Raw genomic sequence first — 14780 nt, 5'->3', positions numbered from 1 at the left:
ATTTTCCCATATAAAATTGTGGCAAAATGTAATGCAGTTTTTTATTTGATAGCTGTTACCTTTCTTTCCTTTTATAAAATGATATTTTTTTGTGTTTCAGAATTGCATAAAAAATACTGTTTAAAGTTTATTTTGATATATAATCTAAACTATTTGTGTTATTAGAAAAAATACTATTAATTTGCTCTGTTATTTTGAAAGAATTTATATCTATAAAGAATGGTTTTTATAAAATGAGAAATAATTTAACTAATAATGTTTTGTATGTTTAAATTTTTTAGAAAAAAAACTAAAGTGTACTCCAAAATTGAAAATCACATTTTTGGAATAATTACTGAGTTATTGAAACTTAGCGTTACAGATATTAATTGTGACGAATTAGGAGGTAAATATTACTTAAGCAATGAAGAACAGCATTTTAGAGTTACGATATTTAGTAATGATGCAGTTATTAGATTAACAAACACCCGTGATTCAGTAGCTGAGAAATATGACAAAATCTTTGTTGATGATGTTTTAAGAGCTGTAAAAGAAGAAAAGCACCGCAGAATGGAATTAGTGTGTGATTCTATAACTAACAGCATCGAAAAAATGGCTGAGCGTCTGCACAATACACTTATTGAATCGAACGAAAAAGCAGATCATACAATCCAGCTTATACAATCTGGAAAATATAATAAAAGCAAAAAAGTGAATTAGGTCAATGTTTTTATCTGATGATTATGTTGGTTATCTGCCATTAAGCTGCAAAATCATATCGCTGTATTGAATTATTGTCTCATATCCTTTATCCAAAAAGTAAGGTTTAGGATTTTCTTTCGAGACTATCAATGCAAAATCTCCTCCCCAAGCCCCAAGACTTTTAACGGTTCCGGTAAAATCCGGAAATAAAGATTCTTTTACTGTTTTTGTTTCAAGAATAGAGCTTAGTACTTTTTCATGGCTTTCTAGAGCCTGTACAAAAGTGTCTTCGTTTTTTGAATTCAAAACTGTTTCAGTAATCTGATCGATGATTTTTTTTGCTTCCTTTAAATTGTTCTTTTTCTCTTTATACGAAGCTATTGCACTTTTACTGCTTTGCTTTTGATTGAGATAAACAAAGTATAGATTTTTTGAAAAAGCAGGATGGAATTTTACAGTTTCAACAATTGGTTTTTTTTCTTCAAGATGGTATATTATTGGAGAATTATTTTGAGCACAGGCAATATCGTAGCCGCTGCCCCCAAAGCTGTTTTTAAGAAGTGTAAAGGCATCGATGCTGAACCACTGGGCTATGTTGTTTATTAATGTGGAAGAAGTGCCGAGTCCCCATTTTTTTGGAAAATTCAATTGGGTTGTTATGTTGAAGCCCTGAGAATTTAGCAACAGTTCAGGATTGAGTTGGTCTGCTGTTCTTAAAATAGTAATTAATGTATTTTTTATTGATTCATTTTCAAAAGGAGTTTTTGTTAGAATGACAGAAATTGGGATTATATCATCAAACCAGATACTTCCGTCTGAATCATAACTTTTCCATTTGATTTCCTGATTTTCGCCTTTTTCTATAATAAGGTTTTGTCCGAATTTTGTTGGCAGGGCCAATGCTTTTGCACCGTCAAGAACGAGATATTCTCCAGTTATCAAAAGTTTCCCGTTGCTGTAAAATGTTTTTTTCATTTTAAAACAATAATTATTTCCTTAAATTTTCAATAAAATCAACTACTGCACTATGTGATACAACGTGGTGTTTGAAATGTTTTTTAATCAGATGACGCTCTTCATCACTGGCTTCAAACTGGTTGAGAATATTGTTCAAATGCATTTTCATGTGTCCTTCCTGAATTCCGGTTGTAGTTAAGGAACGTAATGCGGCAAAGTTTTGAGCCAGTCCGGCAACTGCAACAATCTGCATCAATTCTTTGGCAGAAGGTTTTTCAAGCATTTCCAGAGATAATTTAACCAAAGGGTGAAGTGAAGTCAGTCCTCCGACAGTTCCTAGTGCCAATGGGATTTCAAGCCAGAAACTGAAGATTCCGTTTTCGATTTTGGCATGAGATAGGCTGGAGTATTGACCATGTTTTGAAGCATAGGCATGTACACCGGCTTCAACTGCTCTGAAATCATTTCCTGTGGCCAGTACAACAGCGTCGATTCCATTCATTATACCTTTATTGTGTGTTACAGCACGAAAAGGTTCTACTTCGGCAATTTGGACTGCCTGTATAAATTTTGCTGCAAAATCATGTGGGTTTTCAATATGTTTTTCGGCGAGATCTTCAATCGGGCAGGAAACTTCAGCTCGTACAATGCAGTTTGGAACATAATTGGAAAGAATACTCATTACTACTTTGATGTTTTTTTCTTCCTCCGAAAATAAGTCATAATTGTGTGCTTCTTCCCGTAATGTCTGGGCAGATTGTTCCAGACAGGAGTTGATGAAATTAGCCCCCATACTGTCAGCCGTTTCAAAAGTAATATGAAGCTGATGATAATTTGGGAGGAGATCGGTTTTGTCTTTTAGAATTATATCCAAAATACCGCCGCCTCTTTTCTGCATGTTTTTGGTTAAATGCTCGGTGGCTTCAAATAATTTGGATTTTAATTGAGCAAAAAATGGAATCAGTTTGGTTTTGTCGCCTTCATAAATAAAATGAACCTGTCCAATTTTCTCGGTGCTGACAACCGTTGCTTTGAACCCGCCTCGTGAAGACCAGAATTTTGCCGCTTTGGAAGCAGCTGCAACAACAGAACTTTCTTCAATTGCCATTGGGATAGTGCTGTACTTTCCATTAATCAGAAAGTTTGGGGCGACTCCCAAAGGAATGTAGAAATTTGAAATCGTATTTTCTATGAATTCATCATGCAGTTTTTGAATTTTTTCGTCCGAATTCCAGTAGTTTTTCAATAATGTGATGGCTTCACCAGGAGTTGAAAAATAGTTATTGGCAATCCAGTTTATTTTTTCTTCTTTGGATAATTTAGAAAATCCGGCAACAGCGTTGTTCATAGTATAAATTATGGCTTAATGACCACAAAGATACACATTCCGTTTTATTGCTTTTTTTAAAATGATTCTCTATTTTATATTCAGTAAATTTATTTAGAAAAATGATTTTTTGAAATTCAAAACAGTGTATATATTTTGTAATAATAAGTTTTGTTTTGTTGTGAAATTTTAAATACTGCAAAATAAATGGGAAGAATGATTGCAGTTTGTTTAGTTGTTTTGGGATTATTCATAGAAATTGTTAAAAATAATTTTTTATAACATTTAACAGGGGAAAAGTGTTTTATTTATAAAATTTTCACTAAAATTGTCACTTTTATAACTTAAAAGGTATTGTAAGATCTGCATAATATTTAATTGGGATAAATATTGATTTTCTTACCTAAACGGATTATAATGTTGCAAATGAAACAAATTTAACTATATATGATTTCGAATAAAATTACTGTGTTGCTTTTATTTTTGTGTGTTTCGGTTTTTGGACAGCAAAAAATAACCGTCGAGGAAATTTATACAGGTGCTTTTCGTACCAAAGGAATGGATGAACTGCAATCGATGAAAAATACGAATCAATACACGGTATTGAATTCGGACAGAACAACCAGAAGCATGCAGATCGATCTTTATGATTTTGCAACATTAAAAAAAGTGTCTAACCTGATTGATACTAAAAATTTCAAGGAATTGGCTGACGGAATTGACAGCTATACGTTTGATGATTCAGAAAAAAAGATTTTAATTGCCTGTAATTCAAACCAAATTTTCCGCCACTCTTTTACAGCAGATTATTTTTTATATGATATCGCTGGTAAAACCCTGACTAAGCTTTTTGATTTTCAGGTACAGGAGCCGACTTTTTCGCCTGATGGAACTAAAATTGCTTATGCCAAAGAAAATAATTTATATGTTTACGATATAGCTTCGAAAACAAATACAGCAGTTACCACCGATGGAAAAAAGAATGCCGTGATTAATGGAATTACGGATTGGGTTTATGAAGAAGAATTTGCTTTTGTCCGCGCTTTCGATTGGAGCAAAGACAGTAAAAAATTAGCTTATATCCGTTTTGATGAAAGTCAGGTTCCTGAATTTTCAATGTCGATTTTTCAAAAAAGCCTGTACCCTACAATAGAAACATTTAAATATCCTAAAGCAGGTGAAAAAAACTCTTTAGTTTCACTGCATTTATATAATGTTGATTCTAAAGCTTTGCTAAATGTTGATTTAGGAAAATATAATGATTTTTACATTCCTAGAATTGAATGGACAAATGATGCCAATATTCTATCTGCAAAAGTTGTTAATCGTCACCAGGATAATTTAGATTTATTATTTGTTGACGGAACTACAGGAGCTGCCAAAGTTGTTTTTAACGAGACAGAGAAAGGATATATTGATTTTATTGACACAGATAATTTGACTTTTCTGAATGATAACAGTTTTATCTGGACAAGTGAAAAAGATGGTTTTAACCACATTTACCTTTATGATAAAACCGGAAAACTGAAAACTCAAATTACGAAAGGAAACTGGGAGGTTACTTCATACTACGGTTTTGACGAAAAAACAAAAACCATTTTTTATCAGTCTACAGAAAATGGTTCAATCAACCGAGATATTTACCGCATAGGATTAGACGGAAAAAACAAAGTACGTTTATCTAAAAACACTGGAACAAATGCTGCGACTTTCAGCCCTAACTTCCAGTTCTTTATCAATACTTTCTCAAGCGCTTCTCAGCCTATAACTTATACTCTAAACGATTCAAAAACAGGGAAAGAAATTCAGGTTATCGAAAACAATCAGGCCCTTGCTTCAAAATTAGCGGGTTATAATCTGCCGTTAAAAGAGTTTTTTGTTTTAAAAACTGCAAAAGGAAATGAATTGAACGCCTGGATTTTGAAGCCAAAAGATTTTGATGCTTCTAAAAAGTATCCAGTTTTTATGTACCAATATTCTGGACCAGGATCACAGCAGGTAAATAACGACTGGAATTCTGCTGACGATTATTGGTTTCTGTCGCTTACCCAGCAGGGTTACATTGTGGTTTGTGTGGACGGAAGGGGAACCGGTTTTAAAGGTGCCGATTTTAAAAAAGTTACTCAAAAAGAATTAGGGAAATACGAAGTTGAAGATCAGATTGATGCTGCAAAAGTAATCGGAGCTTATCCTTATGCAGATGCCTCAAGAATTGGAATTTTTGGGTGGTCTTATGGTGGTTTTATGGCTTCCAACTGTATTTTTCAGGGAGCCGATGTTTTCAAAATGGCAATAGCGGTAGCTCCGGTAACCAACTGGCGTTTTTATGACAGTATTTACACTGAAAGATACATGCAGACACCGCAGGAGAATGCAAGCGGATATGATAATAACTCACCAATTAATCATGTAAGTAAATTGAAAGGGAAATTTCTTTTGATTCACGGTTCGGGTGATGATAACGTACATGTACAGAATACCATGCAGATGATGGAAGCTTTAATTCAAGCAAATAAGCAATTTGATTCGCAGATATATCCGGATAAAACCCATGGTATATATGGCGGTAAAACAAGAATTCAGCTGTACAATAAAATGACTAACTTTATCAAAGAAAATTTATAACCCAAATCACAAATACCAAAACAAAAATGACCGAAAATCAAACGAAAACAGCACATCCAAAAGGTCTTTGGGTGCTATTTGGAACCGAAATGTGGGAACGTTTTAACTTCTATGGAATGCGGACCCTGCTAACTCTGTTTTTAGTAAATTCTTTATTAATGAAAGAAGAAGATGCTTCTTTAATTTATGGAGGTTTCCTTGGGCTTTGTTATTTAACTCCAATGTTAGGAGGTTTTATTGCAGACCGTTTTTTTGGGAATAGAAACTGTATCATGCTGGGCGGATTATTAATGGCTATAGGACAGTTGTTGTTATTTACAAGTGCAAGTGTTTTTGTTGATAATATCGGTTTGGCTACTGCTATAATGTATTCTGGATTAGGGGTAATCATTTTTGGGAATGGTTTTTTTAAGCCAAATATTTCCAGTATGGTTGGAAGTTTATATCCAAAACAGGAAAAGACTAAATTGGATACAGCTTTTACCATTTTTTATATGGGAATAAACATAGGTGCTTTTTTAGGTCAATTTATATGTCCATTAGTTGGTGATGTTAAAAGCGAAGGTGGTATAAGGGATATTTATGCTTTCAAATGGGGATTTCTTGCAGCAGCGATTGCAATGCTTATAGGAACGCTGGTGTTTTATTTCTTGAAAAACAAATATGTGGTAACACCGGAAGGTAAGCCATTAGGAGGACTTCCGTCTAAAAATGAATCATCTGATTATGAAGAAGGAGAGGCTCAAAGCGCAGTTTTTTCTGCTAAATCATTAATAGTTTCTGCGTTAGCTTTCGTTGGAATGTTCTTTTTGTTTCATTTTTCAGTAGACGGAGATAATGTTGTTAAAACTATTATTTATCCAATTATTTATGCCTGCGGAATCACTTTGGCAGGTTTAATTTTATCGGATAGTTCATTGACGAAAGTTGAAAAAGATAGGATCTGGGTTATTTATATCATTTCATTTTTCATTATATTCTTTTGGGCAGCATTTGAGCAGGCTGGTTCTTCATTAACTTTTATTGCCGATAACCAAACGGACAGAAACTTTTTTGGTTGGCCAATGCCAGCATCAATGGTACAGATTTTTAATGGATTATTTGTTGTTGCATTAGCGGTTCCATTTAGTATGCTTTGGGATAAATTAAGAGCTAAAGATAAAGAACCTATTTCTCCTGTTAAATTAGCTTTGGGGCTATTGATAATTGCGATAAGCTTTTTTATGATTGCTAATCAGGTAAAAGACCTTGGGAACTCTGGATTATTGGCTGTAAAATGGTTGATTTTGCTATATTTATTGAATACCTGTGCCGAGCTTTGTTTATCTCCAATTGGTTTGTCATTGGTCGGTAAATTATCACCTAAACGTTTTTCTTCGTTACTATATGGCGTATTTTTCTTGTCGAATGCATCAGGATATGCACTTGCAGGAACTTTAGGAGCAATATTGCCGGCTACAGGAGACAAATTTGCTAAAGCAAAAGAATTAGGAATTGATTTGCAGGCTGTATTGGATAAAAAAATAACTCTAACAGCAGAACAATTACAATTATTAGACAAAAATCAGATTATGGATCATAACCCGGTTTTTGCTGGTTTTGAAATTCATAATTTATTTGAGTTTTTTATGGTCTTTGTAAGTTTAACTGGGCTTGCAGCACTATTGTTATTTGCATTAACTCCATTTTTGAAAAAAATGATGCATGGTGTCAGATAATTTAACTAAATAAAAAATACAAGAAAAACATCATCTTTGGATTTAGTCTGAAAGATGATGTTTTTTATTTATACACTTAAAATAATTATAATGGAACAGAATTTAAGTATTGAACAAATTCAAAATTTTAAAGGAAAATATCCTAAACAATTATGGTATTTGTTTACTGTAGAAATGTGGGAACGGTTTTGCTTTTATGGAATGCGGGGTGTTTTGACCTTTTTTATGGTTGACCAGCTTTTTCTAAAAGATGATGCTGCGAATCTGCAGTATGGCGCTATTCAGGCATTTGTATATGCTTTTACATTTGTTGGAGGTATTTTTGCGGATAAAGTTTTAGGATTTAAAAAATCTCTGTTTTTTGGAGGTATCGTTATGATTCTGGGAAATCTGCTTATTGCTTTTGCTCCGCAGCAGCTGTTTTATTATGGTTTAGCATTTTCTATAATTGGAACTGGTTTTTTTAAACCTAATATTTCTTCAATGGTTGGAGAACTCTATCATGAAAATGATCATAGAAGAGACGCAGGTTATGGAATGTTCTATGCAGGAATTAACATAGGCGGTTTTTTTGGAGGTATTCTGTGTATTTATTTAGGGAAATATTATTCTTGGCAATTGTGTTTTCTTTCAGCGGCTATTGTTATGATGTTTGGGCTTCTTACTTTTTTGTTTACCAAAAAACATCTTGGTCCAATTGGTAATTCTCCACTGCTGCATTTAGAACCAAATAAAAGAAAATTTAGAGAAATAGCGGTATATATTGGATCGTTATTGAGTATTCCTCTTATTTTTATAATGGTAAAAAATACTGATTATACGGATTATTTCATGTACACAATTGGTGTAATTGCGATTATTTATTTTCTGTACGAAGTCATAAAATTAGGCGATATAAAAGTGCAGAAAAAGATGATTGCAGCATTCACTTTTGTTTTCTTTTATTTAGTGTTTAATGCAATCTATGAGCAGAGCGGAGGTTCGCTGTCACTTTTTGCCAAAGATAATCTAAGTTATAATCTGCTAGGATTCACTGTAGATCCAAATGCGGTAAACAACAGTTCAAATACTTTATTTGTTGTTGTGTTTAGTCCTTTAGTCGGACTGCTTTGGCTTTGGCTGGCCAAAAAGAAAGTTGAGCCTAATACTTTGATTAAATTTGGTATCGGCTTCTTATTTTTATCGGCTTCTTTTTATATTTTTTATTACACTAAATTTTTTGCAGATGTTAACGGAATCACTTCGCTGAACGTGTTTACATTTGCTTATTTGGTAACAACAATCGGCGAATTGTGTTTAGGACCAATTGGAATGTCGATTTTGACTAAGCTTTCGCCAAAAAGACTCTTTGGAATGATGATGGGATTGTGGTTTCTGGCAAGTGCTTTTGGCCAGTTATTTGCAGGGAAATTGGGAGCTGAAATTTCAAAATCAAATACTGGTACAACTTTAATGTCTAAGCTGCAGTCATATACTGATGGTTACTATCAGCTGGCTGTTTATTCGTTAGTGGCAGGGGTTATCCTGATTGTGGTTTCTCCTTTGATTAAAAAATTAATGCAAGATGTAAAATAGCTCATAATTTTGATGCAATATTTGTTTACATTTGAAAAAAAATAATTACCGCAAAATGAAAAAAGTATTTTTAATAACATTGTTTTTAATCGGGGCATTCAAAGTTGGGGCTCAGGAATTAAAATGGTACACGGACGTAAAAGAAGCTGTGCAGGTTTCAAATAATAAGAAAAAACCATTGATGCTGTTTTTTACAGGAAGTGATTGGTGCGGCTGGTGTATCCGTCTGCAGAATGAAGTGCTTAAAACTCCTGAGTTTGGGAAATGGGCTTCAGAAAATGTAGTATTGGTTGAGTTGGATTATCCAAGAAGAACGGTACAATCTGACGAAGTTAAAAAACAGAATAACGAAATGCAGCAGGTATTTGGCATACAAGGATTTCCAACTATAGTTTTTGCCAAAGCAACTCTCAGCAAAGAAGGAAAAATGAATTTTGAAGGTTTGGGAAATACAGGTTATGTAGCCGGTGGTCCTACAGCTTGGCTGGCGGCAGCAGACCCTTTTGTTAAAAATGCTGCTATGGCTCCTGAACCAAAATCGAAATCAAAATCGAAAACCAAAAAAGCATAGATTTTCACGATCAATTAATTTTATAGAATCCCTTTTCGCGTGTTGCGTGAAAAGGGATTTTTTGCTGAGAGCAGGTTATCTGCCATTTCATCAGCACCGATTTGTAATTGGATGCATCGGCTACAACGATTTTGGGTTTTATATTTTTCAGTATTCGTTCAAAATTAATTTTTGGTGATTGTGTGATTATTAAAATATCTGGATTTGCGTTTTTGGGATAAACTTTTGAACTGTCAATTAAAAGTATTTTGTTTCCTTCAAAATAAATCAGGTTTTTCAAAGGATGTTTTTCTTTCAGAGAGCTAAAATTAGCGGTAAGATAAGAAGCCAGTATTTTGCTGTGTGTAATGTTTTTCAAAATACTGTCATTGGCATACAGTGTTGCTTCTGATCCTTTTCTTTCTAAGAGCTGGGTGTTTTTTGAAGTATTCAAAACAATAAATTCAGTTTGGTTTTGTACTTCCCATTTGGTTGTAATTGTGGCTAATTGGAACAATATAATGGAGGTTAATGCCAAAGTTAAATTTTTAAAATGTTTCTGCTGCAGCCAAATAATTACTGTGATAATGACTAAATAACCACTGATTAGTAAAGAAGTGTTTAATGGAATGTCTTTGATAATGAATTGTTCCAATGAAGCAATGCCGTTTATGGTTTTGTCTAGACAGTAAATGCTTATCTCTAATATTTTTGCAGGATAAAAAGGAACCCAATTAAAAGCAGCTAAAATCATAACCAAACATCCCAGCGCCATAATAATATTCAGAAACGGAATTACAATAAGGTTTGTAACAAAGAATAATCCTGGAAATTGATGAAAATAATAAATGCTGAGGGGTAAAGTGCCAATTTGTGCTGCGAATGAAACGGTCAATATGTCCCAAAAGTAGTTTTTGATTTTGTTTTTTGGTCTCCAAAGATCTGCCAATAACGGCTGCAGCCAAACAATAAAAAACAGCGCAATGTAGCTTAACTGAAAGCCTGCGTCAAACAGGAACGAGGGCTGGAATAGCAGAATAAGCAGAACTGAAACGAGCAGCGTGTGATAGATATTGACATTTCTTTTTAAATATTGTCCAATAGCAACAAAGGAAAACATTACTATCGACCGTACTACCGATGGTGCCAGTCCCGCTAAGATGCCAAAAAGAAATAAAACAGCGAGCGAAATAAGCAGTTTTATCAAAGCACCTTTTTTGGTATTCGGAAATGGTTTTAGCAGTGAATAAACAAACAGCAGTATAAATCCAATATGCAGTCCTGAAACCGACAGAATATGCACTGCTCCTGCATATTGATAATCCTGAATAATTTCTGGATCAATGTCCTGCTGCTGCCCCATAATTAATGCTGCAGCAACGTTTAATTCTTTACTGTCGAAGCTGCTTTTTTCTAAATTACAGATAATTCGGGTTCTTAATAGCGCGGTGTAATACCAAATATCCCTGACAGGTTCAGGATTGATTTTTATTTCGGCAGGATCTGCGTAGAGCTGGGCATAAATCTGTTTGTTCTCGAGATACTTTTGGTAGTCAAATTGGTTGGGATTTTTTTGAAAAGTGTTTTTGTTTAATGATGAGTTGATTTTTAATTGGTCACCAATGCTGAAAGAATGAGTCAAGCTGTCTTTCCGGATGTTGATTAATATTCGGCCGGATGCTTTATCGCCGTCAATGCTGTTTACAAGCGCAATATAACGTTCATTAAAAGACGTTTGTTTTAAATTCTCTCTCAGAGTCACTGTGAAAGTGTGGTTTTTATCAAAGATGTTTTTGTAATGGATATAATTATCCTGCTGATTGGAATCGGTGTGGATAGTTTGTGTGGTTACGCCGATTGCAAAAGCTAAAAAATAGACAGCAATACCAAAAAGAAGCTGAAATTTTTTATTTGTTCTGCCTAAATAATAACTCCCGACAAAAGCGATAATAGCTGCGCTAAGAAAAATAAATGCAATCACTGGGATTGGTTTTAAAAGATAGGCAAGAAGGATTCCTGCCACGAAGGCTGCTGTTATTCTTGCCAGCGGAAATTGTAATATTTTCATTATGCCAAAATACAAAATTTTGTAAGAAATGAAGTCTTTTTTTATAACGGTTTTATTTAGGTAATTCCTATATTTGAAAAAAGAATATAAGTAACCGAACTTTCGCTAATCTATCTGATTTTGGATGCATATGTGTGATAAGTTGCGGGTATTTATGAGTTATGGGCAAGCTTAATCACGTATCTTTAAAAAAGAAATTAATCATTTCACAGAAACTCTTTTCATATTAATAATGTTAAAAGCTTAACTGAATGTATTATCTAATTTTAATAGGCACAGTCCTTATTTTAAACTTTCTCATTTATTTGCAGTTAAAAAATAAAGAAAATTTATTAGTGTTACTAGCTTATATTATTGTAATATTCTTTGCTATTGTATTAATTACTAAACTCTATGATTGTTTCTACATAAAAAATATGCCTAGGAGTTATAGCTTTTTTGTTCTACTAAGTTTTAGTTGGGGAATATCTATAATGAATTTAGTTAAAAAAATTAATAACAAAAGAGTTAATATATACAAGCAATTAAATTTAGAAGAATATTTCGGAGAAATCTCTTTTCTGAAAGTTGAAACTATATTTATAACTTTATTTCAGTTATTTTTAATTTTTGCAAAAGTGATTTTTAGCATAGTCTAATTTGCATTAATTTTTAGAACTATTTCAAGTGGAAGGATTGTGATTCAATTCACAAAACTTGACATAAAGCCTGCACATAACAGCTAGTAAGCAATAGTCGGGAATTAGGCTTAATGGAAAAATGGTTTTGTATTTGTAAAATTAGTGTTAATCCGAAAATAATTGCTTTATTTAGTCCGACCATCACCTACTAGCAACACGTTATGCGACACTTTAACTGAAAAGAAAAAAATATCAAACAAAAAAACTACTCACATAATAATGAAAAAATATCTTTTTATCTTGTCAATCTTCCTTTTTTCTAGCCATATAATTTCTCAAGAAATCACTCAAAAAAATATCATTGGAAAGTGGAAAGTTGTTAAAGTTTCAAAGAAGATTGACAATCCGAACTTAAAAGATATTGTTAAAAGTTTTAATTCAGCAATATTTGATTTTAAGGAAAATTTAGATTTTAATCTAACAACAACTGATAATTCAAAGTTGTTTTCAATGATTACAAATATGACTAATAAATCCAAATGGAAATTAAATAAGAATAATTATGTTGTCAATATTGGTAGTCAATCTGATGGCTACAATATTTTAAAAATAATTATAATTGAAGTTAATGGTAAAATAATTTTCCATTTGAGTGAAACAGAACTTGATTTAGAAGTACAAAAAGAGTAAAAAAACGATCGCACAACAGCCACAAGAGATTTGGGCAATTGGCTTAATTTAAAAATAGTCTTGTATTTGGGATGTTTAGGCAAATCCGAAAATAAGACTTAATTTAATCTCAAACCTCGTGTAGCAAGGGAACGTTGGCAGTCAGCAGAGAAAACTGAACGTAATCAAAATAAACTAAAAGTATAAATGAGAATTACAGAAAAATTTATATTACTAATTTGTATAATATTTTCAACTTATTCAAACAGTCAATCTAAAATGATTGTTGGTAATAAACATACAATCTTGGTTGAAATACCAAAAAAATGGATTCAAGCACAAAATGACCAATTGCCTTTTTTTATTAAACCTGACGAAAAAAATGTAAGCGAATTAACTTACATGTATGTTTATGGAATTGATTATGATACTAATCCAAAATTAGACGAATGGATTGATGGAAATAATAAATACCTTATTGAAAACGAGAAAGGAGTAAAAATTGGAAGTTTAGACCTGAAATTTGAAAACATTAAAAAAGATAATTACGTAAATGGAAATTATAAAATAGTAACATACGAATATAAAAATAAACGAAAAGAATGCTTGCTAATTATTGAATGCATAAATACAATTGTCACCGTAGTTTTATCTACAGATAATGATTTGGAATTTAAGAAATATATAAAGTCATTTGAGGAGATTGTAAAATCAACTAAAATTTTAGGAACTACATTGAAAGTTCAAGAATAATCAAAGAAAAAACTGCTGAACTGCCAACACTTGTTACAAGAGATTTAGGCATTTGGCTTAATTTGAAAATGGTCTTGTATTTAGGAAGTTTAGGCAAATCCGAAAATAAGGCTTAATTTAACCCCAAACCTCTTGTAGGAAGGGAACGTTATGGTGTATAGCTCAGCTGACGAAAAACAAAGAATATTTATGTCCGAAAATAAAAAAGTTGACTGCTTCAATCATGGATTAAGAAATCGAGCATTCGTTTGCAAACATTTAATACGTGGTGACGCAAAAGGATTTTGGGAACCGTTTGATTCAGACCCGACAAAACAATATCCCGATGGCGAATTAAATGCCTGGTGTGATGAATGTGACAAAATACTCATGAAAGAAGGTGAATGGAACGAAAAATCTGAAACATTTGCGCAGATACAGCTCATTTGCGACGAATGCTTTTTCCAAATGAAAAAATTAAACAGTGGATCAAGCAATTATAATAATGGTATATAGTTCCGATGCTTAATTGTTGAGAACAAACGTAAACCGCTTTTCGGAAAGCCGAAAGCAGAATTTTTTTGTCGATTTTTTTGATGTTTAATTGAAGTTTGAACTTCAGAATCCGAAGCTAATTGGAGCGGAAATCGAAAGACGGAAAAAGCTTTCTAAAATTGGAAACGATAATTGGAATGGCAAATCGTTCGTGCTCAACATACGTGTCGCTACACACCATAATACACGCTACAAGCAGTTTTGGCATTAGGCTTAATTTGAAAATGGTCTTGTATTTGGGAAATTTAGGTAAATCCGAAAATAAGGCTTAATTTAACCCAAACCTCTTGTAGGAAGGGAACATTAGGCTTTGAAAAACTAAGTCAAAAAGAGAAACTATTCGGATATCTGTCGGAGAAAAAAATCATACAGTGGATTCTCAGAGCCTCTTTTTGAGTTTTTTCACAGACTGACGTTGTGCGACAGCTATAACAAAAGAAACCGCTAAAAAAAAATCGATTTTAGATTTCAGATTTGTTGTAGTTGAAAAGTAAAACTTGAAAAACAGAAATGTGAAAGTTAGAATCGAAAAATCGAAAATTGCAGACAAAATGAAAAAAGAAATCTGATGAAAGAAATTGATAAAATTGCATTAATAAAAATTGAAAATGGTCAAATTTTAAGCACAAAATCAAAAGGGAAAAATAAATATTATATTCCAGGAGGAAAAAGAGAAAATGATGAAACCGACGAGCAAACTTTA

The 14780-nt window shown here is 32.8% G+C and carries 11 protein-coding genes and 1 pseudogene; 9 read left to right on the top strand and 3 right to left on the bottom strand.

Going from position 1 to position 14780, the window contains the following annotated elements:
• Window positions 1–264: 264 nt before the first annotated feature.
• Entirely contained in the window at window positions 265–699 is a 435-nt protein-coding gene (locus IRZ80_RS18175) for a hypothetical protein (protein WP_228520953.1), read from the top strand.
• Between the two features lie 30 nt (window positions 700–729).
• On the opposite strand, the gene IRZ80_RS18170 is transcribed toward IRZ80_RS18175, so the two are convergent.
• Together IRZ80_RS18170 and IRZ80_RS18165 are read right to left on the bottom strand one after the other, a co-directional pair.
• On the bottom strand, window positions 730–1656 hold the full coding sequence (locus tag IRZ80_RS18170) for a GYDIA family GHMP kinase (protein WP_194643319.1): 927 nt from the start codon (window positions 1654–1656) through the stop codon (window positions 730–732).
• A gap of 13 nt (window positions 1657–1669) precedes the next feature.
• The gene (locus IRZ80_RS18165) at window positions 1670–2986 is read right to left on the bottom strand and encodes a hydroxymethylglutaryl-CoA reductase, degradative (protein WP_194643318.1); all 1317 of its coding nucleotides are present in this window, start codon (window positions 2984–2986) and stop codon (window positions 1670–1672) included.
• 426 nt (window positions 2987–3412) lie between these two features.
• Here IRZ80_RS18165 and IRZ80_RS18160 point away from each other — a divergent pair, with 426 nt between their 5' ends.
• From IRZ80_RS18160 to IRZ80_RS18145, 4 genes are all read left to right on the top strand, one after another.
• Window positions 3413–5590 carry a S9 family peptidase gene (locus IRZ80_RS18160; RefSeq protein ID WP_194643316.1) on the top strand — a complete coding sequence of 726 codons (2178 nt, stop codon included), beginning with the start codon at window positions 3413–3415 and terminating at the stop codon, window positions 5588–5590.
• Between the two features lie 26 nt (window positions 5591–5616).
• Window positions 5617–7308, top strand: a complete 1692-nt coding sequence (locus tag IRZ80_RS18155; protein WP_194643314.1) for a peptide MFS transporter — start codon at window positions 5617–5619, stop codon at window positions 7306–7308.
• Between the two features lie 90 nt (window positions 7309–7398).
• Window positions 7399–8883 carry a peptide MFS transporter gene (locus IRZ80_RS18150; protein WP_194643312.1) on the top strand — a complete coding sequence of 495 codons (1485 nt, stop codon included), beginning with the start codon at window positions 7399–7401 and terminating at the stop codon, window positions 8881–8883.
• A gap of 55 nt (window positions 8884–8938) precedes the next feature.
• The gene (locus tag IRZ80_RS18145; RefSeq protein ID WP_194643310.1) at window positions 8939–9454 is read left to right on the top strand and encodes a thioredoxin family protein; all 516 of its coding nucleotides are present in this window, start codon (window positions 8939–8941) and stop codon (window positions 9452–9454) included.
• A 10-nt stretch (window positions 9455–9464) separates the two neighbouring features.
• Here IRZ80_RS18145 and IRZ80_RS18140 read toward each other — a convergent pair whose 3' ends face one another.
• Window positions 9465–11501: a ComEC/Rec2 family competence protein gene (locus IRZ80_RS18140; protein ID WP_194643308.1), complete on the bottom strand. Its 2037-nt coding sequence runs from the start codon at window positions 11499–11501 to the stop codon at window positions 9465–9467.
• A gap of 899 nt (window positions 11502–12400) precedes the next feature.
• On the opposite strand from IRZ80_RS18140, the gene IRZ80_RS18135 reads away from it, so the two are divergent.
• The 4 genes and pseudogenes from IRZ80_RS18135 to IRZ80_RS18120 all read left to right on the top strand — a co-directional run.
• Window positions 12401–12811, top strand: coding sequence for a hypothetical protein (locus tag IRZ80_RS18135; RefSeq protein ID WP_194643306.1), 411 nt, complete (start codon window positions 12401–12403; stop codon window positions 12809–12811).
• Window positions 12812–12997: 186 nt separating this feature from the next.
• A complete protein-coding gene (locus IRZ80_RS18130) occupies window positions 12998–13543 on the top strand; it encodes a hypothetical protein (protein WP_194643304.1) in 546 nt (181 codons plus the stop codon).
• A 189-nt stretch (window positions 13544–13732) separates the two neighbouring features.
• Window positions 13733–14038, top strand: a complete 306-nt coding sequence (locus tag IRZ80_RS18125; RefSeq protein ID WP_194643302.1) for a hypothetical protein — start codon at window positions 13733–13735, stop codon at window positions 14036–14038.
• Between the two features lie 607 nt (window positions 14039–14645).
• A pseudogene (locus IRZ80_RS18120) lies at window positions 14646–14780 on the top strand (DNA mismatch repair protein MutT); the annotation flags it as partial.

Source organism: Flavobacterium sp. HJJ (assembly GCF_015351475.1).
Classification (GTDB): Bacteria; Bacteroidota; Bacteroidia; order Flavobacteriales; family Flavobacteriaceae; genus Flavobacterium; species Flavobacterium marginilacus.
Note: the sequence above shows the minus strand (reverse complement) of the source record. Positions and strands in the feature narration are given on the sequence as shown.